This window comes from Candidatus Thiopontia autotrophica (assembly GCA_014384675.1).
Taxonomy (GTDB): Bacteria; Pseudomonadota; Gammaproteobacteria.
Map to the genome: position 1 here is coordinate 1 of JACNFK010000033.1, position 25,514 is coordinate 25,514.

The 25,514-nt window shown below is 50.9% G+C and carries 28 protein-coding genes; 19 read left to right on the forward strand and 9 right to left on the reverse strand.

Going from position 1 to position 25,514, the window contains the following annotated elements; genetic code table 11:
- Nucleotides 1–136: 136 nt before the first annotated feature.
- From H8D24_06410 to H8D24_06420, 3 genes are all read left to right on the forward strand, one after another.
- Entirely contained in the window at nt 137–502 is a 366-nt protein-coding gene (locus H8D24_06410) for an STAS/SEC14 domain-containing protein (GenBank protein MBC8520019.1), read from the forward strand.
- A gap of 200 nt (nt 503–702) precedes the next feature.
- Nucleotides 703–1,260 (forward strand): hypothetical protein, encoded by a 558-nt coding sequence (locus tag H8D24_06415; GenBank protein ID MBC8520020.1) that lies wholly within the window; start codon nt 703–705, stop codon nt 1,258–1,260.
- 142 nt (nt 1,261–1,402) lie between these two features.
- Nucleotides 1,403–1,795 carry a TlpA family protein disulfide reductase gene (locus tag H8D24_06420; GenBank protein ID MBC8520021.1) on the forward strand — a complete coding sequence of 131 codons (393 nt, stop codon included), beginning with the start codon at nt 1,403–1,405 and terminating at the stop codon, nt 1,793–1,795.
- A 161-nt stretch (nt 1,796–1,956) separates the two neighbouring features.
- On the opposite strand, the gene hypF is transcribed toward H8D24_06420, so the two are convergent.
- From hypF to H8D24_06465, 9 genes are all read right to left on the reverse strand, one after another.
- Nucleotides 1,957–4,275, reverse strand: coding sequence for a carbamoyltransferase HypF (hypF, locus tag H8D24_06425; protein ID MBC8520022.1), 2,319 nt, complete (start codon nt 4,273–4,275; stop codon nt 1,957–1,959).
- Nucleotides 4,276–4,295: 20 nt separating this feature from the next.
- On the reverse strand, nt 4,296–6,014 hold the full coding sequence (locus H8D24_06430; GenBank protein MBC8520023.1) for a hydrogenase maturation protein: 1,719 nt from the start codon (nt 6,012–6,014) through the stop codon (nt 4,296–4,298).
- Nucleotides 6,015–6,024: 10 nt separating this feature from the next.
- Nucleotides 6,025–7,086 (reverse strand): hydrogenase expression/formation protein HypE, encoded by a 1,062-nt coding sequence (gene hypE / locus H8D24_06435; GenBank protein MBC8520024.1) that lies wholly within the window; start codon nt 7,084–7,086, stop codon nt 6,025–6,027.
- 153 nt (nt 7,087–7,239) lie between these two features.
- Nucleotides 7,240–8,385, reverse strand: coding sequence for a hydrogenase formation protein HypD (gene hypD, locus H8D24_06440; GenBank protein MBC8520025.1), 1,146 nt, complete (start codon nt 8,383–8,385; stop codon nt 7,240–7,242).
- Entirely contained in the window at nt 8,382–8,624 is a 243-nt protein-coding gene (locus H8D24_06445) for a HypC/HybG/HupF family hydrogenase formation chaperone (GenBank protein MBC8520026.1), read from the reverse strand. The genes hypD and H8D24_06445 overlap by 4 nt, the downstream gene beginning before the upstream one ends.
- Nucleotides 8,624–9,784, reverse strand: coding sequence for a nickel-dependent hydrogenase large subunit (locus H8D24_06450; protein MBC8520027.1), 1,161 nt, complete (start codon nt 9,782–9,784; stop codon nt 8,624–8,626). Before H8D24_06450 ends, H8D24_06445 begins: the two co-directional genes overlap by 1 nt.
- Nucleotide 9,785: 1 nt before the next feature.
- Nucleotides 9,786–10,646 carry a hydrogenase nickel incorporation protein HypB gene (hypB, locus tag H8D24_06455; GenBank protein MBC8520028.1) on the reverse strand — a complete coding sequence of 287 codons (861 nt, stop codon included), beginning with the start codon at nt 10,644–10,646 and terminating at the stop codon, nt 9,786–9,788.
- A complete protein-coding gene (hypA, locus tag H8D24_06460; protein MBC8520029.1) occupies nt 10,639–11,004 on the reverse strand; it encodes a hydrogenase maturation nickel metallochaperone HypA in 366 nt (121 codons plus the stop codon). The genes hypB and hypA overlap by 8 nt, the downstream gene beginning before the upstream one ends.
- Nucleotides 10,997–11,224 (reverse strand): HypC/HybG/HupF family hydrogenase formation chaperone, encoded by a 228-nt coding sequence (locus H8D24_06465; GenBank protein ID MBC8520030.1) that lies wholly within the window; start codon nt 11,222–11,224, stop codon nt 10,997–10,999. The genes hypA and H8D24_06465 overlap by 8 nt, the downstream gene beginning before the upstream one ends.
- Nucleotides 11,225–11,327: 103 nt before the next feature.
- On the opposite strand from H8D24_06465, the gene H8D24_06470 reads away from it, so the two are divergent.
- The 16 genes from H8D24_06470 to H8D24_06545 all read left to right on the forward strand — a co-directional run bounded on the left by H8D24_06470 (nt 11,328) and on the right by H8D24_06545 (nt 25,329).
- The gene (locus tag H8D24_06470) at nt 11,328–11,801 is read left to right on the forward strand and encodes a HyaD/HybD family hydrogenase maturation endopeptidase (protein ID MBC8520031.1); all 474 of its coding nucleotides are present in this window, start codon (nt 11,328–11,330) and stop codon (nt 11,799–11,801) included.
- Nucleotides 11,794–12,198 carry a hypothetical protein gene (locus H8D24_06475; protein MBC8520032.1) on the forward strand — a complete coding sequence of 135 codons (405 nt, stop codon included), beginning with the start codon at nt 11,794–11,796 and terminating at the stop codon, nt 12,196–12,198. The genes H8D24_06470 and H8D24_06475 overlap by 8 nt, the downstream gene beginning before the upstream one ends.
- Nucleotides 12,199–12,345: 147 nt before the next feature.
- Nucleotides 12,346–13,464, forward strand: coding sequence for a hydrogenase small subunit (locus H8D24_06480; GenBank protein ID MBC8520033.1), 1,119 nt, complete (start codon nt 12,346–12,348; stop codon nt 13,462–13,464).
- A 2-nt stretch (nt 13,465–13,466) separates the two neighbouring features.
- On the forward strand, nt 13,467–14,114 hold the full coding sequence (locus H8D24_06485; GenBank protein ID MBC8520034.1) for a hypothetical protein: 648 nt from the start codon (nt 13,467–13,469) through the stop codon (nt 14,112–14,114).
- A complete protein-coding gene (locus tag H8D24_06490; GenBank protein ID MBC8520035.1) occupies nt 14,111–15,385 on the forward strand; it encodes a (Fe-S)-binding protein in 1,275 nt (424 codons plus the stop codon). The genes H8D24_06485 and H8D24_06490 overlap by 4 nt, the downstream gene beginning before the upstream one ends.
- Entirely contained in the window at nt 15,382–15,837 is a 456-nt protein-coding gene (locus H8D24_06495; protein ID MBC8520036.1) for a hypothetical protein, read from the forward strand. The genes H8D24_06490 and H8D24_06495 overlap by 4 nt, the downstream gene beginning before the upstream one ends.
- Nucleotides 15,838–15,847: 10 nt before the next feature.
- On the forward strand, nt 15,848–17,578 hold the full coding sequence (locus tag H8D24_06500; protein MBC8520037.1) for a nickel-dependent hydrogenase large subunit: 1,731 nt from the start codon (nt 15,848–15,850) through the stop codon (nt 17,576–17,578).
- Between the two features lie 51 nt (nt 17,579–17,629).
- A complete protein-coding gene (locus H8D24_06505; protein ID MBC8520038.1) occupies nt 17,630–17,818 on the forward strand; it encodes a HupE/UreJ family protein in 189 nt (62 codons plus the stop codon).
- 5 nt (nt 17,819–17,823) lie between these two features.
- Nucleotides 17,824–18,966 carry a rhodanese-like domain-containing protein gene (locus H8D24_06510; protein ID MBC8520039.1) on the forward strand — a complete coding sequence of 381 codons (1,143 nt, stop codon included), beginning with the start codon at nt 17,824–17,826 and terminating at the stop codon, nt 18,964–18,966.
- A 64-nt stretch (nt 18,967–19,030) separates the two neighbouring features.
- On the forward strand, nt 19,031–19,447 hold the full coding sequence (locus H8D24_06515; GenBank protein MBC8520040.1) for a hypothetical protein: 417 nt from the start codon (nt 19,031–19,033) through the stop codon (nt 19,445–19,447).
- An 11-nt stretch (nt 19,448–19,458) separates the two neighbouring features.
- Entirely contained in the window at nt 19,459–20,688 is a 1,230-nt protein-coding gene (locus H8D24_06520) for a YeeE/YedE family protein (GenBank protein ID MBC8520041.1), read from the forward strand.
- A 182-nt stretch (nt 20,689–20,870) separates the two neighbouring features.
- Nucleotides 20,871–22,001, forward strand: coding sequence for a 4Fe-4S dicluster domain-containing protein (locus H8D24_06525; protein ID MBC8520042.1), 1,131 nt, complete (start codon nt 20,871–20,873; stop codon nt 21,999–22,001).
- Nucleotides 21,994–22,842, forward strand: coding sequence for an FAD/NAD(P)-binding protein (locus tag H8D24_06530; GenBank protein ID MBC8520043.1), 849 nt, complete (start codon nt 21,994–21,996; stop codon nt 22,840–22,842). Before H8D24_06525 ends, H8D24_06530 begins: the two co-directional genes overlap by 8 nt.
- Entirely contained in the window at nt 22,839–23,603 is a 765-nt protein-coding gene (locus H8D24_06535; protein MBC8520044.1) for a sulfhydrogenase subunit delta, read from the forward strand. Before H8D24_06530 ends, H8D24_06535 begins: the two co-directional genes overlap by 4 nt.
- Complete coding sequence (locus tag H8D24_06540) at nt 23,600–24,898, forward strand: Ni/Fe hydrogenase subunit alpha (GenBank protein ID MBC8520045.1); 1,299 nt, start codon at nt 23,600–23,602, stop codon at nt 24,896–24,898. Before H8D24_06535 ends, H8D24_06540 begins: the two co-directional genes overlap by 4 nt.
- Nucleotides 24,895–25,329, forward strand: a complete 435-nt coding sequence (locus H8D24_06545; GenBank protein ID MBC8520046.1) for a hydrogenase maturation protease — start codon at nt 24,895–24,897, stop codon at nt 25,327–25,329. Before H8D24_06540 ends, H8D24_06545 begins: the two co-directional genes overlap by 4 nt.
- The last annotated feature ends 185 nt before the right edge of the window (nt 25,330–25,514 follow it).

Sequence of the window (25,514 nt, forward strand, 5' to 3'; positions counted from 1 at the left end):
ATGGGGTGGCTTTCTGTTGTGGCTGTTTCTCCGCGTTAGCGGCTCCGTACAACAAGTCAATTAACGGCGACCGCAAAAAGCGCGTCGCGTTATTTCAAACGTTAGTTATCAAAGTTACCCATTAATAGGAGTGTTTATGTTTAAAGTAATACCAAACGGTATAAATCGTTTAGATATCGAGCTGAGTGGAAAGTTGAATGCTGAAGATATGAAAATTGCATTAGACGATCTTGTCAGCAAGTCGAAGAACATTGAAAATGGCAAAATGCTATATGAAATTATCGACTTTCATCTTCCGTCATTTGGTGCAATTGGAATTGAATTTTCTCGTCTTCCTGAAATGTTTGGGCTTATGAAAAAATTTGACCGCGCAGCGGTATTGACTGATAAGACTTGGTTAAAGAAAGTAAGTGAATTTGAGGGGGCTTTGTACCCAGGTCTAGAAATTAAGGCTTTTAATAGAGACCAAAAAGTGGAAGCAGAAGCTTGGTTGTCGAGTTAGGTTGGCATTAGTCGCTAAACATAGTTAACAAATGGGTCGAGTTGACGTGGGGGGCTTTTGGTTCTTTTAAGCTGTGTGGTGGGTTGGAGTTTCGTGGCTTCGTGTATTTTCAGTTATGTCCCCCGCGCAACTCACCTATACCGTTAGCTTAAAAAGTTCAGTTAACAGTAAATTCTTGTGGTAATAAGTGGTCATATGTCATGAATAAGGTAAAATCAGTAATATCAATTTTTGCCATCTTTTTTCTTGGTTTTTGCTTGGCTGAAGAAAGTGAAAATATTAATAGGCCCAACACTTGGGAAAAATCTCAGCATGGTGTTACTGTTTCACTAAAGCAGTTGCATCCTGACCAAGTTGATGCTTTTTATATTGGTCGTGGTTTCACCATGGATCAAATAAAACCTTATACAAAAACATGTGTTTATACTGCAATAATGCGTAATGACAAAGCATTAAGCCGTATTCACTTTATTCGTAGTTATTGGAAAGTAAAAAATAAAGAAAATGAACAGGCGATTAAAAAAAGTTCTGAATGGCTCTCTTTGTTTAAGGGAAAAAAAGTAACTCCTTCAGCCTTAATTGCTTTTCGTCTTGCCCAGTTTCCAGAGGAACAAGAATATGAACCCAATGGAGACTGGAATCAAGGCATGCTGTCTATAAATATGCCTGCTGGGAGTACGTTTGACCTAATGGTTTATTGGGATATGAAAGGAATACCTTATAAACTAAAATTAAAAGAGGTTCATTGTGCTAAATAAGAGGCACATTAAGTTATATCAATCAATAATTTTATTATTGTTCGCAATAACTTGTAATAGTCAAGCAAAAGAACCCCCTTTGACGCATAATCTGACGGCTGTAAAAACACAAATATCAGCTACTGCCTTAAAATTACAAAATATGGATGAGGAGTTGACTGATATAAAGGCAATGAAGGGTCAGACCATTGTTATTAATTTTTGGGCCACATGGTGTCCACCTTGTCGTCGAGAAATGACCTCACTAGAAAAACTATATTTAGAAACAAAAGATAAAGATATTGTTGTTTTAGCTGTAAATATTGGTGAAGATATTGAAACGGTATTTTCGTTTATTAATAGCATAGAGCCTTCGCCAACATTTCCTATTCTATTTGATACAGATGCTTTAATAATGGAACAATGGAATGTTATTGGGTTACCTACTACTTATGTAGTAAACCCAAGAGGTATGATTGCTTACAAAGCTATTGGTGGACGTGAGTTTAATCATCCTGATATCTTGGAAAAGGTTATAAACCTAAAGAAAAATTAAAACAACAAAAATAAACATTGGGGCTCTATATTTTTAGACTCAAAAGGCTCAATATTTGGTTGGTATGGAAGATTTGAGTAGAACTTTTTTGTTGCTAAATGATTGGTGATTAAATCTAACATTGATTGCTATAACGGTCGATTATCTGCGGCACTGATTTTTTAAAGTTGTTGTGCAGCAGCAATGGCAGCTTGTCCGATAGCGATTCCCTGATCATTGGTCGGGATTTTGGATTGACTAAGTACGGTATAGCCTCTTTGAGTTAAAGACTGCTTACACCCCTCCAGCAGCAACCTGTTCTGGAAAACACCACCGACCAGTGCCACTGTAGAGAAAGAGTAGCTACTGGCGAGTTGAGTGGTGGTTTCACAAAGTGCTGAGATCAAACCGTGGTGAAAACGGGCAGCAATGGTGGCCGGCATGGTCTGGTTGCGCAGATCATCCAGAATAGCCTGCCAAAGTGGTTGCCAGTCAATGGTTAGCAGGTCGCCTTGAAAAGAGTGCTGGTGAGGGTAGGCAGAATCCATTTGTGTATCAAATTGTGAGCTTGCAACAGATTCAAGTAAAATAGCGGATTCAGCTTCAAAATTATTTATTTCTCTGTTTAGTCCTATGGCTGCAGCGACAGCGTCGATCACTCTGCCACAAGATGAGCTTAAGGGGGAGTTGATCTGTTGATCGATCATCTGGCGAATGGTCTTGAGTGGTTTCTGCTGTAGATAGTGGATCAGCTCTAACCCGGAATAGTCGTTGGAGAGCTGCTCCCAGTCAAAAAAATGGAGCAGGTGTGCCAGGCTGTTTCGCCACGGTTCCCGGTTGGCGTGGTCCCCTCCAGGCAGAGCCACTTGGGTAAAAGATGCGATGCGCCTGTAGTCCTGAAATCCCGCTAACAGAAACTCACCTCCCCAGATTTCACCAGAGTCACCATAACCGAGTCCATCCAGTGTGATTCCGAGTATCGGGGGATGGTCCAGAGGAATGCTGTTTTCGACCATACAGCTGGCAACATGTGCATGATGATGCTGTACCTCAATCAGCGGAAGTTGTTGCTCGCTGGCCCACGCGCGTCCCAATTGGGAAGAGCTATAGTCTGGGTGGCGGTCCACCACAATGGCTTGCGGAGAATGGCTGAATAACTGTTGGTAGAGCTGGACGGTATGTTGGTATTCGTTGATTGCTGCACTATTTTCAAGATCTCCGATATATTGCGAGAGGATGATGTCCTGATTGCGGAGTAGTGCAAAACTGTTTTTGAGTGCTCCTCCCATTGCCAGCAGTGGTGGACTGTTTTCAAAACCAGCCGGAAGCGGTATCGATTCCGGTGCCATCCCTCTTGCGTAGCGGAGGGTTCGGCTGTCACTGCTACTGTTCGAGAGTAGAACAACAGAGTCATCAACTCGATTGATAATCTCCCGGTCATGCATCAACCAGAAGTCGGCAATCCCGGCAAGCTGACGCCGGGCTGAATGGTTGCTGATACATTGTGGTTCGGAACTCTGGTTTCCTGAGGTAAGGACAATCGGGTGGTCGAGCTGATCCATTAATAGGTGGTGGAGTGGTGTGTAGGGGAGCATAAAGCCGACCGTCTGCTGCAGTGGTGCGAGCGAAGATGCAAGAGAGTCTTCATCCATTCGTTGATCAAGAATGACAATGGGGGCACTACGGCTCTCCAGTAGCTTGTGCGCGGATTCCGGTATCTCTGCGTAGCGTTCAATCGCGCCGCAATGTTTTGCCATCACCGCAAAGGCTTTATTGACCCTCTTTTTTCGTGCCCGCAACAGTGCAACCGCCTGTTCACTGGTGGCATCACAGGCCAGATGAAAACCACCCAACCCTTTGATTGCCACAACCTCTCCTGCACGGATTTTCTCTGCAGCCAAGAGAATTGGGTCGCCGTCGAGAGTGATTCCTGATCGATCTTCTAACCAGAGTTGAGGGCCACACTCTGCACAGCAGTTGGGTTGTGCATGAAAGCGACGATCTGCAGGGTCTTCATACTCAGTCTGACAGGCCTTACAGAGAGTGAATTTTGACATTGAGGTATTGACACGATCATAGGGGATTGCCTGAATGATCGAGAGACGGGGACCACAGTGGGTGCAGTTGGTAAAAGGGTAACGGTAGCGGCGATTGGTTGGGTCAAAGATATCTTTGGTGCAGTCAGGGCAGGTCGCAGCATCGGCAGTAATATGGGTTGTAACCGCTCCTCCATGGCTCTCTACAATGGTAAAAAGGTCCGGTTGAATTCCAGAGAGCGGGGTCGTTGTGATCTGTTCAATAATAGCCAGAGGAGGCGGCTCTTGCTGTAGTTGATGTAAAAAATGGTCAATCTGCTGCTCTCTTCCCCAAACCTCAATCGTTACCCCGGAAGCGTGGTTCCAGACAGAGCCGGTAAGTCCGTTTTGTTTGGCTAAATTCCAGACCGTGGGACGAAAGCCCACCCCCTGCACAACACCGGATACAGAAACAGAGCGACCAATATTGATAGGGGGGGGCTGTTTCAAGATCGAGTGGCCCCCTGCGGTCTACGGTGAAACGCGATGGTGGCAGGTGTTCTCGATTTCGCGATCTTATGAACAAAGTTGTAGCGTGCAATATGGTAGCTGGGGTCAAAACCATAGAAGTTCAGCCGCATCTTTTCTAGCTCAGTCTCACGATAACGGGCGAGCGGTTTTGTCTGTTCGTCCTCAATACGTTGTTGGCGTCTCTGTTTCATCTGCCGGTCAAAATCGGGTTGGTTAATCAGTTTCTTGACCTCATTTTTACAGCTGTTTAAGAAAGAGTCATGTGGGGTATCAAATTGTTGATCAATAAGTCCTAATCGGAACGCCTCTTCAGTTCCCATCGGTAGTCGAGCCTGAGAGATCTGTTGGGCATGCTCTACACCGGCATGTTTGGGAAGTAGATAGCTCCAATATTCAGAACCATAGAGGTTTCCCATGTCCTTGTAGTGGGGGTTGAGGATAACCCCTTTTCTGGCCCAGATGAGATCAGCTGCACGAGCGAGAAAGAGCCCTCCAGCGGCGGCATTGCCCCGTACTGCACTTATGATTAGGTGGTGATCACTCTGGAGAATCTCCAGGGCTAGATCATCCATCGCGTTGATGTTCTCCCAGGAGGCATCTGCAGGGCTTTGGGCTGCTTCAATCTGGTTGAGACACATTCCGTTAGACCAGTAGTTTTCGCCGCCCAGAAGCAGGATAGCGCGGGTAGAGCGCCGTTTGGCCTGTTGCAGGGCTATCTGTAGTTGCTGACAACGGGCAGTGCTCATAGCGCCATTATAAAAGTTGAAGTGGATCAGGCCGACACCACTCTCCTCTTCATAGACAATCTCCCGATATCCACTCTGCATTGCGGATGAATAGTGAACCTCTTCGAGGGGTGGGTGGCTGTTCAGTTCATTAGCCAGTAGTTGAGTGGCGGGTAGCTTAAAAGGGTGGCTGCTCTGTTGGTCTTTCAGGTGGCCAATCCACACGCCTTTACCATCTGCTGTGGCGCGACAGAGCGCCGGGCCAGAACGGGCGATGATTTCACCGGGAGAGCCACTGAGTTGCTCTTCCGGTTGTGCGTCATAAAGGTAGAGTGGATGCCCAAAGAGGGAGTCCAGCAGACCGGGAGAGCCATCTGCACTGTTAATCTTGCGCAAAACACTCTCTTGGCTATCCTGTTGCCAATCGATTCGGCGCGCTTGCTGACTCATCAACGGTTGTTCATTTCTGCGTTGTTCCTCTGGAAGAGCGGTCTGGGGCTGAGGTGAAATAGAGCCGGTTTCAAATTGTCGGATTGCTTGCAGGGTTACTTTTGAGGCCGCATCAGTCACCTCCTGGTGGTAGAGCGCCGCCTTGGTTGTGTTACGCATCGGAAAGGTTTCGAAACCCCAGATATCACCACCATCCAGTGTTGCATTGGCCTGAAGCAGAGTGACGCCCCATAATTTTTCCTGCTTGAGTAGTGCCCAATCCAGTGCTGAAGGGCCACGGTCACCCGGAGGGCCGGGGTGGAGGATAAGACAGGGGAGTTGTCTCCAGATGGTCTCTGGGATTCTGCGCTTGAGAAATGGTGCGATCAGCAGATCGGGTTGGAACAGTGAAATCGCCTCAGCTGTGATCTCATCGTGAATATCCAGCTCAACAGAGGTCTGATAACCCGCCTCACGCAGGTCGACAAAGAGTCGTTGTGTCAACCCGTTAAAACTGTGCGCCAGAAGCAGAATTTTCAACCGGGGTTCCTTAACATATTCTTGGCAACTGCTCTCCAACCAGCCAGTCGACCACCCGGTTCCCACCAAAGCTGGTCTCTAGTTGTACAAACCCCATCTTATCTTCAATGACTTCTCCAATAATGGCTGCATCTTTTCCGTTAGGGTGCTGTTGCATTGTGGTCAGCAGCTTGTCGGCATGCTCAGCCGCAGCAATACAGATCAATTTACCCTCATTGGCTACATAGAGCGGGTCTAATCCCAGTAGTTCACAGGCAGCGTTGACGGCGGGCTGAATCGGTAACTGTTTTTCAATAATGCGCATACCAACAGCGGACTGTTTGGCCAACTCATTTAGTGTGGTTGCAAGACCACCACGGGTTGGGTCACGTAGACAGTGGATGTCAGGTACGGCAGCGACCAGATTGGCAATCAGACCATGTAGTGCGGCAGAGTCTGATTCAATGGTGGTCTCAAACTCAAGATTTTCCCGGCTGGAGAGGATAGCAACCCCGTGATCCCCTAAAGTACCACTGAGTAGTATTTTGTCGCCCGGTTGTGCGCGATCTCCTGCAATGTTGACCCCTTCAGGCACAATGCCAACTGCTGTCGTTGTAATAAAGATCCCATCTCCACTGCCTCGTTCCACCACCTTGGTGTCTCCAGTCACCACAGGAACTCCTGCTTTGGCAGAGGCTTTCCCCATGGATTGAATAATCTGTTCCAGCTCCGAGAGAGGAAATCCCTCTTCCAGAATAAAACCGGCGGCCAGGTAGAGTGGTTTGGCACCCGACATGGATACATCATTGAGTGTGCCATGAATAGAGAGTGAACCAATATCACCACCGGGAAAAAAGAGTGGAGAGATCACATGCCCATCAGTACTGATCGACATACGACCGACTGGAACCGGAAAAGTAGCCTGATCATTTGCCTGTCGTAGCAGCTCATTGTCAAAGTGGTGGACAAAAAGCTCATCAATCAGTTGGGCCATGGCCCGACCACCACTACCGTGGGTCATATCAACGTAGCCATTTTTCAGGTCGAGTTTATAGCCGTAATGTTTGGGATGAGAAGTCATGTTGATTGTCATATATTGATGTAGTTGTCTCAGTAAGGTCTTTATGGTTGAAGTGTACTATGTTGTCAAAAATGAAACTGATTCCACCAAGGGATGAAAATGGTAGTGACTCTTCCTCTGGTGGCTAAAGCGGATGCTGATGAGGCGAGCGCTCGTCGTGAGAGATCACTCTGAAGCGGTTTCCGGGGAGATGTTGCGGAACCGACCATAGCTCCAGTAGGCGGCGCAGGCCCCTTCAGAAGAGACCATACAGGACCCCATCGGGTTTTCTGGAGTACAGACAGTACCAAACAGTTTGCAATCGCTGGGACGTTTCGCGCCACGTAAAATAGCGGGGCATTCACACCCTTTGATCTCTTTGGATTCGATGTCCGGGATGTTGAAACGCTGTTCCGTATCAAATTCATTAAAAGGCTGTTTAATTCGTAATGCACTATAGGGGACCTGCCCCAAGCCACGCCACTCAAACAGAGGACGCAACTCAAACAGTTCGGCGACCAGTGTTTGTGCCTTCATATTTCCGTCACGACTGACTACTCGATGGTACTCGTTTTCTACCTCGTAACGTCCCTCATTGAGCTGTTGTATTAACATCAGCGTCGACTGCATAACATCGAGTGGCTCAAAACCGGCAATCACAACAGGACGTTGAAACTCCTCAGCAAAGAACTCATAGGGACGACTGCCGATAATTGCGCTGACATGAGAGGGGCCAAAGAAACCGTCAATAGAGACGGTGCCAATCTCACGAACCTCAGGAGACTCGAGAATGTTTTGAATAGCTGCGGGAGTGAGGACATGGTTACAGAATACAGTGAAGTTTTTTAACCCTTCCATTGCGGCCTGTTTAATGGCTACAGCAGTGGGTGGGGTCGTGGTCTCAAAACCGATAGCAAAGAAGACCACTTCACGCTCCGGATTTTCCCTTGCAATTTTCAGGGCATCTTGTGTCGAGTAGACCATACGCACATCGGCCCCTTGAGCTTTTGCTTTGAGCAGACTTTTTTGATGGCTAGCAGGTACTCGCAACAGATCACCATAACTACAGAGAATCACATCTTCCTGTTCCAGCAGATAGAGTGCTTGATCAATACGTGCCGTTGGGAGTACACAGACAGGACAACCGGGTCCATGGACAAAATGTACATTTTCTGGCATCAAATCCGGTACACCATAACGGAAGATAGCGTGGGTATGACCTCCACAAAACTCCATCAGGTTATAGTGGCGACCTGAATCAGCAGCACGCTGGATTTTACTGGCAAGTTTCTGTGCCAGCTCCCCGGAGCGGAACTCATCAATGTATCTCATTTTAGTGGTTCTATGGTTTCTAAATTCCCCATCTCAGCAAATAGTGCCAGTGTCTTTTCGGCTTCGATGGTATCCACTTTGCTGAGGGCATAACCGACATGTAACAGAACATAATCACCCACTGCAATCTCCTCTACCAATGCCAGCGAGATCTCTTTATGGATACCATCGATTGAGACCGTTGCGCTCTGTTGATCAGCAGAGATGGTGGTAATTTGAGTTGGGATAGCGAGGCACATCAGTGTTCAGTTTCAGTCGGGTTGAGGGTTAAATCATAACCAACACAGGGATCAATTGCATGGATGATCAGAGCAGCCTGCTGCTTTACTGTTGCAGTGTTTGGCTCTAGTTGACGCAATGCTTGCGAGACCACACCTTGTGGGTGAAAATTCCACTCGGTTGGTGCGAGGATCTGGTAACGGATAACTTGGCTGTTTTCGACCGCAACACGATGCAGTAACTGTCCCCGGGCTGCAGTGCTGAGACCGACCCCTACAGAGGAGTGATAAGTGGCTATGGAAGGGGGAGGAGCGGGATTGAGCAGCTGTGTTAGTTGCTGAAGTAGCTCTGTAAGGCGAGCGACAGATCGGGTTAATAGTCCATTTCCGTAATGGGTGTAGAGGATTTCCAATAGTGGGCTCTGGGTACGACTGAATGGGGTGGTCTCTCTGGGGATAGCTTTCCATAGAGGTTGGGCGACAAAATCAGCTTGATCGAGCAGTTGATGGATCAAGTCAACCTCCAGAGAGGGTAATGGTGAGCTATCACACTCTCCGAGATGGCTCCAGCCAGCACGCTCAAGCTGTTGGATAAAGCGGGTTGCAACGGTTTCTTGCTGTAGGCTCCAGCTCCAAAAATCATCGAGGCTGGTTATGGATTCCCACTGTGCGATCGGAACTCCCAGTAATGAGTGCTCTACAATCTCGATAAGCTGTTGCTGGAGGGTAGAAACCACTACAGTATCAGATGGAGAGAGTTGAGGTTGGAGTTGGAAGGGAGAAGTGTCCCCTGTTAATGCCTGTCGCATCTGCTGTTGTAGTGTCATCACCCTTGCCATGGTCTGTTCGGATGGAGGCTCGCCAAGTGAATCCCCCCACCCCAGCAAGGTTCTCCAGAGGTGTTCGCGGATGGTTTCCAATGCAATCAACTGTTGCCGAATTTTTTCGCTCTCTGTTGAAGGGGACAGTTCAAGCGCCTGTTCACAGGCTCGTACAGCCGCCGCCGCCTGGGCTGTACCACAAATACTGAAAAGCAACGGAAGTGCTTTGAGTGTTTCATCGATAGATTTTCCATGAAACATCTGACAAGCATGTACCGGCCGGGTAGAGTCAATGGTGACGTGATGGGCATTATCCTCGGTCGGGGATAAGGTGATTGCAATGCGTCCCTCCAGATTCATCTCAGGAGTGGTGGTGATCGTGGCTGTGGGTATGGTCGTGGCTATGGGTGTGCTGATGGAGTGCCACTCCGTCCGGCTGCAGTGCAGGCGTTAAGGTGGCTCCGCTAGCAAGATGTCTACGGTAGTGCTGCAGCGTATGGCGTAGCCAATTCAGCCAGCGCTCCAACCCTTCGCCACTCTTTGCGGAGAGAGAGATCATCTCAGCAGGGTTGGAGAGTTCTCGCAGGTACTGTTCCGCCCGTTCTGGCTTAAACTCTTCCAGATAGGGGAGCAGGTCGGTTTTGGTAAGTAACATCAGGTCTGCAGCGCGGAAAATGACCGGATATTTAGCGGGCTTATCATCCCCTTCGGTCACCGAGAGCAGAGTGATATTACGGTGGTGTCCCAGGTCAAAACTGGCAGGACAGACCAGATTACCCACATTTTCGATAAACAGGATGTCGAGATCCTCCAGTGTGAGCTGGTGGAGTGCATCATGAACCATGTGCGCATCAAGATGGCAGGCGCTCCCCGTCGAGATTTGACAGGCGGGCACCCCTTTTTTACGGATACGGTCCGCATCATTTTCGGTCTCCAGATCCCCTTCAATGACACCAATGTTGAACTCGTCCCCCAATGCATCAATGGTGGCCTCTAGCAGAGCAGTTTTCCCGCTTCCGGGAGAAGACATCAAGTTGATCGCCAGCAGCTGATGCTGGTCAAAATGTTGGCGGTTGTGCATCGCCTGATGGTCATTCTCATGTAGCACCCCCTGTAGAACTTCTACCGCTTCACCGCCACTGCTGGTTTTGGAGAGCTTGCCATCATTGACAATCAGATGCTCATTGCCCGGGGTGATATTGCATCCACACGTGTCACACATTCTCTCTCTCCGTAGGTTTGTCTAGCTCTATACTCTGTAGCAGCATCTCATCGCCACTCACAAGCTGTGTTCTCCACTCTCCGCAGTGGCTACAGACCATGCGATTGGCCTTTGCGCTACTCTCTCTGTCACAACTCGGACAGTATATGGTAATCGGCATCTCCTCAATTTCAAGTCGAGCCTCTGCAGCAATGGTGTCGGCACTGGCGATGGTCCAGGCATTGATCAACAGAGGTGTTTCAACCCCGGAAAGTGATCCGATTTTCAGTTGAATCAGTGTAACCGCAGTGGCCTGATGTTGTTGAGCAATGGTTTCAACCTGGGAGAGGATCGATTGACAGACGGATAGCTCATGCATGTGGCTGACTCATCTCATCATACAGCTCCCAGGCTACACGAGCCTCTTCCTCGCTCACTTTCTGGATCGCCTGTCCAAGATGGCTCACAATATAGTCCCCTACAGCCAACTCTTCGTATTGCAGCATAAACAGATTGACCTCGCGTTCAAACCCTTTCGCTTCGCAAGTGGCGATGAAACGGTCGATACTTTTGATCTGCATGGGGATTCCGAAGCACATGATGTAGAGAATAGTAGGTGAAATGAATATAAAGTAAAACGGTTGATTAAATCAGGATCTAATCTACTGTATTGTGTGGGTATGCGCCACGAAAATGGAAAAGATGATGAAAAAAATATTGGTTTTAGGTTTAGGCAATACACTGTTGGGTGATGAGGGGGTGGGTGTGCGGGTGATCGAACGGCTTGCGACAGAGGCATTGGCACCTAATGTGGAGCTGATGGATGGAGGAACCTTGAGTTTTACTCTGGCAGGGCCCATTGCAGAGGCTGATCAGTTAATTGTAGTAGATGCAGCCAATCTGCAGAAAGAGAGTGGAGCGGTGCAGTGTTTTGTCAATGAGGCGATGGACCACTTTATAGGCACAGGAAAAATGAGCAGTGTGCATGAGGTGAGTCTGCTGGACTTGCTCTCTATCACTGCGCTTAGTAGTGATCTGCCGGTGCCAAGAGCACTGGTTGGGGTGCAACCGGATTTTGTCGATTGGTCTGAAACCTTAACACCTGCGGTAGAGGCTGGCGTTGAGCAGGCAGCTGATCAGGTGAAAAAACTGTTGAAGGAGTGGTCTGATGAGTAGTCTGGATCAGATTGCGGTCAAGCTCGTTGAGAAGGACCGTTCAGATATGGTGCGTTCTATTTTGAGTGAGGTTGTAACTCTGCTGGAACGTTGGCTTGAGCAGGGAGAGCCGGGCATTCTGGATCTCAAAAGCCTGCCTCTCTCTCCAGCTGACAATCAACTGCTTGAAGAGACTCTGGGTAGGGGAGAGCTGACCATTTCGATGGATGTGTTGGGTAGCAGTCAGATGGTCGAAACGGCATTTTCAGGTGTCTGGTATGTGACACATCGAAATGAGCAGGCCCAAGTGCTTGTTAAGCAGATTGAAGTGATTGATATTCCATCGATTGTTCTACCGCAGCACTCAGAGGTGCTCTCTGCGCTCGAGCGTTTAAAGTCGAAACTAAACAATAACTGACTGTTTTACTGGTATATTTACATATTAAAAATGTGTGAATATGGTTGACAAAATTTAATTTCGAGGTATATCTATAACGAGGTATATCTATAGAGTGATAGAGGTGTATGCTTTATAGCATTAACGAATGTTTTTACGGAGTCAGTCATGAGTCAGAAGAGACGCAGTAGTAGCGAAATCAGTGAGACCTTTGCCGATCACCTGGAACAACATGGCGTAAGCCGGCGTGGCTTTCTGAAGTTCTGTAGCTCTATGGCAGCCGCATTGGCACTGCCAGCAGGTTCAGCAGATGTGATGGCTAAGGCCTTGTCTGCAGCAAAACGGCCAACGGTGATCTGGCTCTCTTTTCAAGAGTGTACAGGCTGTACCGAATCGATCACCCGTTCACATACCCCAACCATTGAAAATCTGATTTTTGATTTTATCTCACTCGACTACCACCATACCTTACAGGTTGCAGCAGGTCACCAGGCCGAAGAGGCGCGTGATGTCGCAATGAAAAATGCCTATGGAAAGTATCTGCTGATTGTTGATGGATCGATCCCGACTAAAGATGGTGGCGTCTACTCAACCATTGCAGGTAGAACTAATCTCAATATGTTGGAAGAGGTTGCTGCAGGGGCAGCCGCGCTGATCTCAGTGGGTACCTGTGCCGCCTATGGTGGATTGCCAATGGCGAATCCGAACCCTACCGGAGCGGTAGCAGTGACCGATATTGTGAAAGATAAGCCGGTGATGAATATCCCCGGCTGCCCACCCATCGGTCTGGTGATGACCAGTGCAATTGCCCACTTCCTCACCTTTGGACGTCTACCTGCGATGGATGATTTGGGTCGACCCAAGGCCTTCTATGGCGACAGTATTCATGACCGCTGCTATCGCAGAACCTTCTATGATCAGGGGCTGTTTGCTAAAGCCTTTGATGATGAGGGGGCGCGTAAAGGGTGGTGCCTCTATGAGCTGGGTTGCAAAGGGCCAACCACCCACAACGCCTGCGCCACCATGAAGTGGAATGAGGGGACCAGCTTCCCGATTGAGTCTGGTCACCCCTGTCTCGGCTGTTCGGAGCCCAATTTCTGGGATGCGGGCAGTTTCTATGAGGCACTCTCGGTTCCTCAAGGGCGTGTCGGTGAAACGGTACTCAAGGCAGCTGCCGTTGGTGTCGGTGTGGGTGTAGCGGCTGCGGCACTGAACCGAAGTAAAAAGAGCGCTGCAGTGGAGGGGCGTGAAACCATGACAGTTGAAGATCTGAAGAAAGAGTCCTGATCATGGAAGTCAATGAACTATTGATCTGGGCACGTGGTCCCGCCTTCAACATGGCGTTGGCAATCTTTGTGTTTGGGATGCTATTGCGGCTGTTTGAAATTCTCAGTCTGGGAAGAAAGGCTGACCTGTCTGTAGCACGTGATAGCGGGTTTAGTGGCGGATTACGCACCATCTTTAGCCGATCCCTGCCACGCAAAACAGTGTTCGCTCGTGAGCCGCTACGCATCCTGAATGGCTATGTTCTCCATATCGGTCTATTTGTAGTGATCCTTTTCTATCGTCCCCATATTGAGCTGCTTGGGCTGGATTTGGCGGGGCTCTCCTCCAGTGTGGTTGACGCAGTTACGGTAGTCACTATTCTTTCACTGTTTGCGGCACTGTTGATGCGACTCTATAGCCCTGTATTACAGCATATCTCTACCGTAGGGGACTACCTTGCATGGCTGCTTACACTGCTGCCACTGATTACCGGTTATATGGCCTATCACCACTTGATGCTCGACTATACGCAAATGTTGGCTTATCACATTCTGAGTGTAGAGTTGCTGTTGGTGCTGGCACCATTTACCAAATTGACCCATATGTTCAGCTTTGTACTAGCGCGTTGGTACCAAGGCTATCTCGCAGGACGCCGAGGAGTGGCATCATGAGCAAGCCATCGATTCAAAAAGGGATTCAGTTTATCAAGGCGCAGATTGATGCGCCGGTTGCCAGCTTCTTTAGCTCTTGTGTCCATTGTGGACTCTGTGCCGAGGCGTGTCTCTTCTACACGGAGACGGAAGACCCTAAACAGACTCCCATTAACAAAGTGGAACCCATGCGCCGCATCTGGGAGCAGGAGTACACCGTGCTGGGGAAATTGAAATCCGCACTGGGTCTCTCTAAACCAGTTGACGAAACCACCTTCAAACAGTGGGAGACACTGGTTTATGATGGCTGTTCTCTTTGTGGACGCTGTTCGGTGGTCTGTCCGGTGGGTAATGATATTTCCGGCATGGTGCGCAAAATCCGTGAAGGGTTTGCTGCGGCCGGTTATGCGCCACCGGATCTGATTAGTGCCACCCAACGCGCGGTGGAGATTGGTAGTCCCATGGGGGTTAAATTGCCAGCAGTGAAGGCGCAGCTTCGCCATCTGGAAGAGGATACTGGACTTAAAGTGACGCTGGATCAGCAGGGTGCGGAATATATGGTGCTGCTCTCTTCAATGGAGATTATGAATTTTCCAGAATATCTGGAGGCCATTGCCCGCATTATGAAACAGGCTGGTAAAACCTGGACCATCGCTTCCACAGCATTTGAGGCAACCAACAGTGGTATCCAGATTGGTGTCTCCGATCTGGCCAAGGTGATTGTGTCACGTATTGTTGATGCAGCCGAAGAGTTGGGTGTCAAAACAGTGATCAGCCCAGAATGTGGGCATGCCTATACTGCAGTGCGCTGGGAAGGGCCTAACCTGATTGGCCGACCCTACAAATTTGAGGTGAAACATATTCTTGAGGTGCTGGATGAGTTTACCAAGGATGGGCTGATCCGTACCGAAGGGATGGAAGAGGCCCGTTTAACCTACCATGATCCCTGCCAGATCGCTCGCAAAGGGGGAATTGTTGAAGAGCCACGTCGTCTGCTGAATCAGGTTGCAAGCAACTTTGTTGAGATGAACGATACAGGTGCAATGAATTGGTGCTGTAGTGGAGGTGGTGGTGTCAGTGCTAATGAACGTGCTGAAGAGCTCAAGTTTGCTGCATTCAACCGTAAAAAATCGCAACTGGATGTATTGAAGGTGGATACACTGGTTACAGCTTGCGCCAACTGCCGTTTGACCCTGGAGGAGGGGTTGGAACATAACGGTATGGATCTGCCTGTAATTGGCTTAACAGAGATGGTTGCAGAACATCTGGTGGAAGAGGAGCCAGCATCATGAGTGCCATCAGTAATGACATGGAATTCCGTCAAGCTTTGGAAGCTCTGAGTCTGCAACAGCAGCGCCTTATCGGTGCCCGTTTTGTAACCAATGTACTCTCCCTGAGTGAGGATGGGCGTCTGCAAAAGGTGGTTGAGGCGGCGACTAGCGAGGGAGACTTAGAGAGCGCCTTTAAAACGGCGAAACGTGTCAGCCTGGAGGCGCATACCCGTTGTGGTACTGAAGGAGACTGGAATGACCAGGCGGGGTATTTTGTGGCGCGTGGTGCAGAGGCAATTGTTGAACCACAGGTACGTACTGCTGGAAAGAACCCAGCCTGGAAAGCGGCGATGCAGTGTCGGATGGCACGTACCTGTCTCGCCTCGGAATCGGATGAAGATACTCATGACCTGGAGACAGAGGCACAGTATCAACTATTGAATGATTATTTAGAGAACGTTAACAATCCATGAGGAGTTCCCCATGAGCGAACGCATTGTTGTAGATCCAATTACACGAATCGAGGGCCACCTGCGTATAGAGGCGCAGATGGATGGCGACAAAATCGGTGCAGCCTACTCGTCAGGAACGATGGTGCGCGGCATTGAGAATATCCTGAAAGGGCGAGATCCGCGAGATGCCTGGGCCTTTACCCAGCGTATATGTGGTGTCTGCACACTGGTGCATGGTATCGCCTCTGTGCGTGCCGTCGAGGATGCACTCAACTGGGAGATTCCAGCCAATGCGCAACTGATCCGAAATCTGATGATCGGAGCCCAGTATGTGCATGACCATGTGATGCACTTCTATCACCTGCATGCACTGGACTGGGTTGATGTGGTCTCGGCACTGAGTGCAGATCCCAAAGCGACCTCGGAGCTGGCACAGTCACTCAGTAGCTGGCCAAAATCCTCTCCTGGATATTTTGCCGATATTCAGAAACGGGTGAAGAGCTTTGTAGAGAGTGGGCAGTTGGGGATCTTCTCCAATGCCTACTGGGGACATCCCGCCTATAAACTACCGGCAGAAGCCAACCTGATGGCCGTGGCCCACTATCTGGAGGCACTGGAGTGGCAGCGTGATGTAGTGAAGATTCACGCCATTCTGGGTGGTAAAAATCCACACCCCAACTTCCTGGTGGGGGGGGCGCCAGTTGCGATCAGTACGGAAGATACCGGTAATACCGCTCTCAATATGGATGGCCTGATGACCATCAAGGGTGTAATTGAGAAAATGCAGACCTTTGTGGATCAGGTCTATGTACCCGATACCCTGGCTGTAGCCGGCTTCTATAAAGACTGGTTTGCCAGAGGTGAGGGGGTTGGCAACTTCATGGTGATGGGTGACTTCCCCGCCAAGGGAAATAATGATGTCGATAGCTTTCTGGTTCCACCGGGCATAATTATGAATCGAGATCTCTCCACCATCCATGACTTTGACTTGAATGACTCCAGCCAGATTCGTGAGTATGTGGCCCACTCCTGGTATGACTATAGTGGCGGCAAGAATGAGGGGCTACACCCCTATGACGGTGAGACCAATCTCAACTACAGTGGACCCAAACCACCCTATGAGCATCTTGATGTAGAGAAGTCCTACTCCTGGTTAAAATCACCCCGTTGGAAAGGTAATGTGATGGAGGTAGGCCCGCTGGCACGTGTATTGGTGATGTATGCCAAGGGACATGAGCAGACGGTAGAGCTGGCTAATTATGCCCTGAAGACACTGGATGCACCGCTGGAGGCGATGTTCTCCACCCTAGGGCGTACCGCAGCGCGTACACTGGAGACCAAGATCTTTGCCGACAATATGATGGATTGGTACGGTTCTCTGGTGGCCAATATCAAGGCGGGCGATCTTGCTACCCATAATCAGAAGCTGTGGGATCCAGCCGACTGGCCCAGTGAGGCACGCGGTGTTGGCTTTACTGAGGCACCACGCGGTGCACTGGCCCACTGGATTGTGATCAAGGATCAGAAGATTGATAACTATCAGGCGGTCGTGCCCAGCACTTGGAATGCCGGGCCAAGGGATGACAAGAATCAGCCGGGGCCTTATGAGGCGGCACTGGAAGATCGTCACACCATGCACGATCCCAAGCAGCCGTTGGAGATCTTGCGTACCATCCATAGTTTCGACCCCTGTATTGCCTGCGCGGTCCATGTGACCGATCCGGATGGGGATGAGCTGGTTCAAATTCAGGTTACCGGTTAGTAATAAAGATAAAGGTGTAGAAAAATGAACAGGATTTATAAAATATTTAGCTTGATTGCACTATTGTCCCCGACTGCTGTCGTGGAGGCACATCCGGGTTTAGACCACGTAGGGGGGGTGTTGGATGGTGTCATCCACCTTTTGAGTAGTGCAGACCATTTACTACTGTTGTTAGCTGTTGTGGGTGTCGGTGCTCTACTGCTGAGTCGAAAAATACTTCCGCCGACGATAAAGAAGTGAAGAGAATGATAAGAATTCAACGGACTTTAGGATTGCTGGTATTGCTGTTTGGTCTTGTCGCCCTGCCCTTGGGCGGCGTCCAAGCTCAGCTGACCGATAAAGCGTTCAAGCAGTATCCGAGTATCGTCGACTACAAGGCATTCAAGGAGCTGGCCGTCATCCCGGTGCGCAAGGACGTGGCGATCATCGATGCCCGTCCGGCCCGCAAAAAATATAACAAGGGCCATATCCCCGGCGCGATCAGTATCCCCAACACCTTCTTCAACAAGATGGTCGGCAAGCTGCCTAAGGACAAGAAAACAAAGCTGGTGTTCTACTGCGGCGGCTACAAATGCCCGCTCAGCCATAAGTCGGCGTTCAAAGCCGAGAAGCTCGGCTATACGGACATTGCGGTATTTGCTGCCGGGTATCCCGAATGGAAAAGCCACGGCAATTTCATCTCGGTGGCGGCACCTTGGGTTAAAAAGGCCATGGAGAAGCAGAAGATCACCCTGATTGACGCCCGTCCTACCAAGAAGAAGTACAACAAGGGCCACGTGCCCGGGGCGATCAATATCCCTAACACCTTCTTCGACAAGATGGCCAATCGGTTGCCCGCCGACAAGAAGTCCCCTCTGGTGTTCTATTGCGGCGGCTTCAAGTGCCCGTTGAGCGTCAAGTCGGCGAGTAAGGCTAAGGCGCTCGGTTACACGGACGTCAAGCTGTTCCAGGCGGGCTATCCGGCCTGGAAGATGGCCTTCGGTCCTGGTGCTAAGGTTGACGGTGGCACGAAAGGTAGCGCGGCCAAGCCGATGATCGCCAATCTGGTGGTTGGCCCCGAAGGCGGCACCATTACCTTCGCATCGTTTAAGGAGATTATCGCAAAGGCGCCTGAAAGTGTCTTTCTGGTAGATGTCCGCGATGCCGGTGAATACGGCAAAACCCATTTCCCGACGGCAGTCAACATCCCGGTGGAGGAACTGGAAGGCAAACTCGGTACATTGCCGACCAACAAGCCGATTATCTTCATCTGTGCCACGGGGGCGCGTAGTGGCGAGGCCTACGACATCGTCAAGTTGCTCCGCGAAGACATCACGCAGGTCTACTACCTGGATGCGGAAATCGAGTACGCCGATGGTGGCACTTACACGCTCAAAACAGTCCAATAGAGGCTAATCGGCGGAGCGGCTGAATATTTTCGCCGCCCTTGCCAAATCCACTCTAAAGGGAGGAATGAAGAACGCAATGAAACCCAAGAGCTTCTTTTTTGACTTTTCGCTAGCTGGCCTGGCGCTGCTAATAGCAGCCGATGCCTGGGCCGCCGGCGCCAACTGGAAAATTGGACGGGTCTACAATCGTTTAGTCTGTAATGCCTGCCATCGAGTCGATGACGGGAAGGTGGTGTCGCCGGTCGATCGCACCCAGGCCGAATGGAAGGCCTACTTCAAGGCTGACGCCCATGACAAGACGGGAAAAACCAACGGCTCGGCCAAATATTATGCCAGCCAAGCCTACCGGGGCAGCATTAAGGACACCAACAAGGCGGCCGCCAAGTTTCTGCCGATACCCGACGATGTGATGACCGGGCACGTGGTCGAATTCTATCTCCATGGAGCTAAGGATTCGGACACCCCGTCGCGGTGCCAGTAGGAGTTTAGGGTATGCAGGACAGCTGGATTAGCGGATTGCGAGACGACCTCAACAAGGCCTTTGTTGAGGAATGGTCTCCCTATTTCGGGGCCTTGGCTTTGATCGCAGTGGTAGTTGCCCTGATGACCAGTGGTCTCTTCTGGAGTGTTTACGGTGGGTTACACCTGTGGGGCAACTGGTTCAATGAGCTGGTTGGGCTGAATGCCCTGCTCAATGCTTCGCCCAAGCTCGAAGACCCGCTGATGCATCGTATCTCCCTGCTCGATATCACCCTGGTGCTTGGTGCCTTCACCGCCGCCCTGCTGTCCCGCCAGTTTCGCATCAACCGGGCACCCAAGGCCGAGTATTTTCGCGGCGCTGTCGGTGGCATTCTCATGGGCATCGGTGCCACCCTGGCCGGGGGTTGCACGGTTGGCGGTTTCTTTACGCCGTTGATCTTCTCCTCACCCGCCGGTTGGACCATGGGGGCAGGACTGTTGATCGGCGCCTTTATCGGCCTGAAAATCCTGCTCTGGTCGCTCGAGGCGATAACCTGGGGAAATGATGCCCCCATGCCCCGCGGGGCGTCCCGGTCGCTAACCCGGATTTATCCGTTCGTCGGCGTTTTGGTGTTCCTGCTGATCATCGCCTGGGCGTCCTCCTGGTATCTATCTGGCGAAAAGATGCTGGTCCAGCGCGGCATCGTCATCCTCTGCGGCTTCGCCCTCGGGTTCATTCTCCACCGCTCGCGGTTCTGCTTTTCCCGTGCCATCCGCGAGCCTCTGATGACCGGCGAAGGGGCGATGACCAAAGCGACTATCCTGGCTATCGCAGTAGGCGCCCTGCTGGCCTCCATCCTGTTCCAGCGCGGCCAACTCGACCCCTATCTCGCCATCCCGGCAACCTTCTGGCTCGGTTCTGGGCTAGGTGGGGTAATTTTCGGCATCGGTATGATTCTGGCGGGCGGCTGCGCTTCCGGGTCCCTGTGGCGCATGGGCGAAGGGCACCTCAAACTCTGGGTCGTTGTCTTCTTCTTTGCCTGGAGCGGTGCGACTTTTGGCACCGTGGTCAAAAAATGGGACCTGATGACCGCCGAAATGAATCTCGATCTTATTGAAGTAACCAAGGTCGGGCAGCAGGCCTTTTTGCCAGACCTACTCGGTGGTTGGTCGGCGGCCTATGCGGTGACGGGGCTCCTTCTCACTCTCTGGTATGTCGCGGTTCGTTACAACGAGACGACGGAGAAGTTCACCGTCATTTAAGCTAAACCTTTGCTCTTACCGGATGTTTCCCTAGAATGCTCAAAACAGCGACGGGGTAGCGCTATGCTGGCACAGCAAATGTACGAATTTCGGAACTGCCTTCATGAAGACGATTTTTTAGTAGAGTTTCTCGTTGCTCTTACTCTCCTTGAAAATAGTGATGGGTACGATAAGATCGATGTATGAAACAGGGCGTGGGTGGTTCTTCAACAATACAGTTTCTGCCTGCGGCGCAGCTTGAAGCGCTGTTTGATCAACTTAAGGCGTCTGGTTACTCCGTGATTGCGCCAATGGTTGCAGATGGCGCGGTGCTCTATCGCGAGACAACAACAGTCACTACGCTGCCGCAAGGGGTCATGGATGAGCAGCGGCCAGGCCACTATCGTCTCCACGCCAGTCATACACCGCAACGATTCAGTTGGAGTAGTGGTCTGCAGGGGATCAAGTCGGCCCTGTTTCCACCGGAGGAGCCTCTGTGGCAGGCCAAGAAGAGTGGCGATGGTAATGTTCAATTCAGTGCTATTGAGGCAGCCTCAAAACCGATCGCACTGTTTGGGGTACGAGCCTGTGATCTTGCCGCCACCGAATTGATGGATCGCCATTTTCTGCGCAGTGGTGCAGAAGATCCGTGGTATCGACACCGACGCTCCAACCTGCTCTTGATTACAGTCAGCTGTAGCCGTGCCTCGGAGAGCTGTTTCTGTGCATCCACTGCAACAGGGCCTGAACCGGAGCAGGGGTTTGATCTGCGTCTGGATGAGTTGGAGTCGGGATTTCTAATTCAATCCGGTAGCGAGAGGGGGCGCGAAATTCAGGCTGCATTACCGTTGAATCAGGCCTCCAGTAAACAGTTAGCGCAGGCTGCAGCGCAGTTGCATAAGGTGGTTGAGCAACAGACACGAGCCATGGCTGCCAATGATTTTCGCCCCCATTTTGCTAATCAGCAGGAGAGCCCGATCTGGAAACAGATTGCAGAGCGTTGTCTGGGGTGTGGAAACTGCACGGCTGTCTGCCCCACCTGTTTCTGTCATCGAGAGGAGGAGGCCCCAAGCTTAGACCTGCAGAGCAGTACCCATCAGCGGGTGTGGGACTCCTGTTTCAGTGAAGCGCACAGTCAGCTCCACGGTGTTCCCGTGCGTACAGGGCGGCGTGAGCGTTATCGACAGTGGATGACCCATAAACTGGCAGGGTGGCATGATCAATTTGATGAAAGTGGTTGTGTCGGTTGTGGGCGCTGCATCACCTGGTGCCCGGTGGGGATTGACCTAGTTGAAGAGTCTGCCCGTTTTGTTGCAGGGGGGAACGATGAATAGCCATACTCATCCATCCAGAGTGCCGATGGCTGCCGAGCTGATCGAGCGACGACAGGAGAGCAGTGATGTGTTTACCTTGCAGCTGCGTCTGGTGGATTCACAGCAACGAGAACAATACCGATTTCAGCCGGGACAGTTTAATATGGTCTACCTGCATGGCGTGGGTGAGGTGGCAATCTCTATCGTCTCGGATCGGGAAGATCCAACCCTGTTGAATCACACCATTCGTGCAGTGGGGCGGGTCACCCGTGGGCTGGAGCAGTTGCAGACGGGCCAACAGATTGGTCTGCGTGGCCCCTATGGACGAGGCTGGCCGATGGAACAGGCCAAGAGTAAGGATCTGGTGGTTGTGACCGGTGGATTGGGCTGTGCCCCCGTTGTAGCAGCCATTCATGAGGTCGAACAGCAGCGTGCAGCGTATGGACGATTGGCGATTATTGAAGGGGTACGCCACCATCAGGATTTGATCTATCCAGACCGCTTTCACCATTGGGAGCAGATGGAGCGTACCGATGTGGTGCTCTGCTGCAGCCATGACAAGGCGGCCCCGTGGCCATGGCATACTGGTCGGGTGACTGCTCATCTCGATCAGCTGGGGTTTGATCTGCCGGATGCTGTGGCAATGCTCTGTGGGCCGGAGGGGATGATGGCGGCGGCTGCAGAGACATTAATACAGCAAGGGATGTCCGGGGATTCAATCTGGCTTAGCCTGGAGCGCAACATGCAGTGTGGAGATGGTTTTTGTGGTCACTGTCAGCTCGGTAGCCATTTCGTCTGCAGGGATGGTCCGGTCTTTAACTGGAGTGAGATTGGTGGTGCATTGAAGGTGAAAGGGCTATGAGTAGATCCGCTATCAGTAGGCCCACAGTTGCAATTCACAAGTTCAGCTCCTGCGATGGCTGTCAGCTTGCCTTTCTCAATATGGGAGAGGGGTTGATTGATTTGACTTCACAGATTGAGATTGTCCATTTTGCAGAGGCGGGGATTGTTGCTGTAGATGCTGATGCCGATATCACCTTTGTTGAGGGCAGTATCTCTACTCCGGAAGACCTGCAACGTATTCAACAGATACGAGCGCGTAGTGGAATGCTGATCACTATAGGGGCTTGTGCGACCTCAGGTGGGATTCAGGCCCTGCGTAATCTGCAGGAAGAGGATTGGTGTGCCAGCCTCTATGCTACCCCGGAGACGATCGCATCTCTTGCGACCTCTACCCCCATCGCAGATCATGTCAAAGTGGATCTCGAACTTTGGGGGTGCCCCATACGTAGTGAACAACTGCTGCCTGTGTTGAGTGATCTACTACGTGGTGTGGTGCCGGGAAAGATGAACGAGCCGCTCTGTCAGAGCTGTAAACGCAGTGGGGCAATCTGTACTGTTGTGAGTCAAGGCAAGCCCTGCATGGGGCCGGTAACCCAAGGTGGTTGTGGAGCCATCTGTCCGAGGTTGGGGAGAGATTGTTATGGCTGCAGTGGTCCTGTCCATGATTTTAATAGAACTTCTTTAGAGCGATGCTTTGAAGGGCTGGGGCTGTTGCCCGATGCGATAGAACGGCGTTTTAAGATGATTCACTCCTCGCCGTTCACTGGAGAAGAGCCATGAATGAGCAGCAGACCATCAAAATTGAGGTTCCAGTGCTGGCCCGTGTGGAGGGGGAGGGCGCACTGGATCTGGTGATCAAAGACCAGACAATTGAGTCACTGGCACTGCGCATCTATGAACCGCCGCGCTACTTCGAGAAGTTCCTGGAGGGCCGCTCCGTAGAAGAGTTGCCAGAGATGGTGGCGCGGATCTGTGGAATCTGTCCGGTTGCCTACCAGATGAGTGCCGTATTGGCGGTAGAGTCTCTGTTTGAGGGCGAAGTCAGCCCATGGGTTACACAGATGCGTCGTCTCTTCTACTGTGGAGAGTGGATACAGAGCCATAGCCTCCATATTCATCTGTTGGCAGCGCCCGATTTTCTCGGACATGAGCATGCCATCTCGATGGCGAGTGAGTATCCGGATGAGGTGCGAAGAGGATTGCGCCTGCAGGGGTTGGGGAACCGCATCATTGCACTACTGGGGGGGCGCTCTGTCCATCCGGTTGGGGCGCGTGTGGGTGGTTTTCACCATGCTCCTTCCCTTGATGAGGTCTCAACGTTATTGGAAGAGGCGAAACAGGCCATTGTGGATGCAGAGGCACTACTGCACTGGTTGGTGACAATTGAGCTACCACAAGAGGCGCAGGATTTTGTCTCAGTTGCACTGACAGAAACAGGGGCATATCCGGTGATGGGAGAGACAATCGTCTCGAACCAGGGATTGGAACTACCGATCCAGCAGTTTGGAGAGCGTTTTCAAGAGCTACAGGTGCCACACTCCACCGCATTTCATGCACTGTTGGATGGAGAACCCTATCTGGTGGGCCCCTTGGCGCGCATCAATCTCCACTATTCACAGTTACTGCCTGCGGTGAAATCACTGTGTGAGACGCTAGAGATCCATTTCCCCAGTCAAAATATGTTTGATAGTGTGGTGGCGCGTGGTGTAGAGCTATTGCAGATGGTTCATGAGTGTGTCTATTTGCTGGAGCAGTATCAACTGCCATCGAATTCATGGAGTGCATTTACACCCAAAGCGGGCGTTGCCTATGGGGCCACCTGTGCGCCACGTGGCATGCTCTGGCATCGCTATCAAATCGATGCGGAAGGGATTATTCAGTCTGCACAAATTGTCCCACCAACCAGTCAGAATCAGGCACGGATAGAAGCGGATCTGCGGACCTCACTCAACCAGTTCGGACTGGACCAGTCAGCGGAGGCGATCAAGCTGCATGGCGAACAGGTAATCCGAAACTATGACCCCTGTATCTCCTGTGCCACACACTTTCTTGATTTGCGCATGAAGCGGGTATGAAGCGGGCAGTGATCGGGGTTGGAAGCCCGTTTGGTGCAGACTGGTTTGGTTGGCAGGTGGTTGATCAGTTACAGAATATCCTGGATCAGGCAGAGATAGGGTATTGTAAGCTCGATCGACCGGGAAGTGCCCTGTTACAGCAGATGGAGGGCTATCAGCAGGTGGTGCTTGTAGATGCCATTCAAACTGATTCAGATCGGGCGAGCGAACTGATTGTGCTGGATCAGCCGCAGTTATTAAAACTGTCTCAACAGAAGCGTTCAACGCATGCACTGGGTATAGCTGAAACAGTTGCACTAGGAAATGTATTGAACGATCTCCCTCCACAACTCCAGTTAGTCGGTGTCGGTGTGGTGGACTTAAAATGTGAAGTCGATGAAGCGCTTGTAAAGCAGGGTGTTGAACAGGTGTTAGCGTTGCTGAAGGTGTAAGCAGAGCTACACCTTCAACAGAGATCTTGCTCCGGTCTAACCCCGTGAGTCGCCATACCCGTTGTATTGTAACCCCCATCCACATAGGTGATCTCCCTGGTCATACCGGAGAGTTCTTCTCAACACCAAAAACAACCACCAAAATGGGCAGGTCTGTACTTTTGCACGCAAAAAGAAAGACCTGC

Coding starts and splice junctions, on each gene's coding strand:
- H8D24_06410 (MBC8520019.1), top strand. CDS start 137: ATGTTTAAAGTAATACCAAACGGTATAAATCGTTTAGATATCGAGCTG.
- H8D24_06415 (MBC8520020.1), top strand. CDS start 703: ATGAATAAGGTAAAATCAGTAATATCAATTTTTGCCATCTTTTTTCTT.
- H8D24_06420 (MBC8520021.1), top strand. CDS start 1,403: ATGGATGAGGAGTTGACTGATATAAAGGCAATGAAGGGTCAGACCATT.
- hypE (MBC8520024.1), bottom strand. CDS start 7,086: ATGACAATCAACATGACTTCTCATCCCAAACATTACGGCTATAAACTC.
- hypD (MBC8520025.1), bottom strand. CDS start 8,385: ATGAGATACATTGATGAGTTCCGCTCCGGGGAGCTGGCACAGAAACTT.
- H8D24_06445 (MBC8520026.1), bottom strand. CDS start 8,624: ATGTGCCTCGCTATCCCAACTCAAATTACCACCATCTCTGCTGATCAA.
- H8D24_06450 (MBC8520027.1), bottom strand. CDS start 9,784: ATGAATCTGGAGGGACGCATTGCAATCACCTTATCCCCGACCGAGGAT.
- hypB (MBC8520028.1), bottom strand. CDS start 10,646: ATGTGTGACACGTGTGGATGCAATATCACCCCGGGCAATGAGCATCTG.
- hypA (MBC8520029.1), bottom strand. CDS start 11,004: ATGCATGAGCTATCCGTCTGTCAATCGATCCTCTCCCAGGTTGAAACC.
- H8D24_06465 (MBC8520030.1), bottom strand. CDS start 11,224: ATGTGCTTCGGAATCCCCATGCAGATCAAAAGTATCGACCGTTTCATC.
- H8D24_06470 (MBC8520031.1), top strand. CDS start 11,328: ATGATGAAAAAAATATTGGTTTTAGGTTTAGGCAATACACTGTTGGGT.
- H8D24_06475 (MBC8520032.1), top strand. CDS start 11,794: ATGAGTAGTCTGGATCAGATTGCGGTCAAGCTCGTTGAGAAGGACCGT.
- H8D24_06480 (MBC8520033.1), top strand. CDS start 12,346: ATGAGTCAGAAGAGACGCAGTAGTAGCGAAATCAGTGAGACCTTTGCC.
- H8D24_06485 (MBC8520034.1), top strand. CDS start 13,467: ATGGAAGTCAATGAACTATTGATCTGGGCACGTGGTCCCGCCTTCAAC.
- H8D24_06490 (MBC8520035.1), top strand. CDS start 14,111: ATGAGCAAGCCATCGATTCAAAAAGGGATTCAGTTTATCAAGGCGCAG.
- H8D24_06495 (MBC8520036.1), top strand. CDS start 15,382: ATGAGTGCCATCAGTAATGACATGGAATTCCGTCAAGCTTTGGAAGCT.
- H8D24_06500 (MBC8520037.1), top strand. CDS start 15,848: ATGAGCGAACGCATTGTTGTAGATCCAATTACACGAATCGAGGGCCAC.
- H8D24_06510 (MBC8520039.1), top strand. CDS start 17,824: ATGATAAGAATTCAACGGACTTTAGGATTGCTGGTATTGCTGTTTGGT.
- H8D24_06515 (MBC8520040.1), top strand. CDS start 19,031: ATGAAGAACGCAATGAAACCCAAGAGCTTCTTTTTTGACTTTTCGCTA.
- H8D24_06520 (MBC8520041.1), top strand. CDS start 19,459: ATGCAGGACAGCTGGATTAGCGGATTGCGAGACGACCTCAACAAGGCC.
- H8D24_06525 (MBC8520042.1), top strand. CDS start 20,871: ATGAAACAGGGCGTGGGTGGTTCTTCAACAATACAGTTTCTGCCTGCG.
- H8D24_06530 (MBC8520043.1), top strand. CDS start 21,994: ATGAATAGCCATACTCATCCATCCAGAGTGCCGATGGCTGCCGAGCTG.
- H8D24_06535 (MBC8520044.1), top strand. CDS start 22,839: ATGAGTAGATCCGCTATCAGTAGGCCCACAGTTGCAATTCACAAGTTC.
- H8D24_06540 (MBC8520045.1), top strand. CDS start 23,600: ATGAATGAGCAGCAGACCATCAAAATTGAGGTTCCAGTGCTGGCCCGT.
- H8D24_06545 (MBC8520046.1), top strand. CDS start 24,895: ATGAAGCGGGCAGTGATCGGGGTTGGAAGCCCGTTTGGTGCAGACTGG.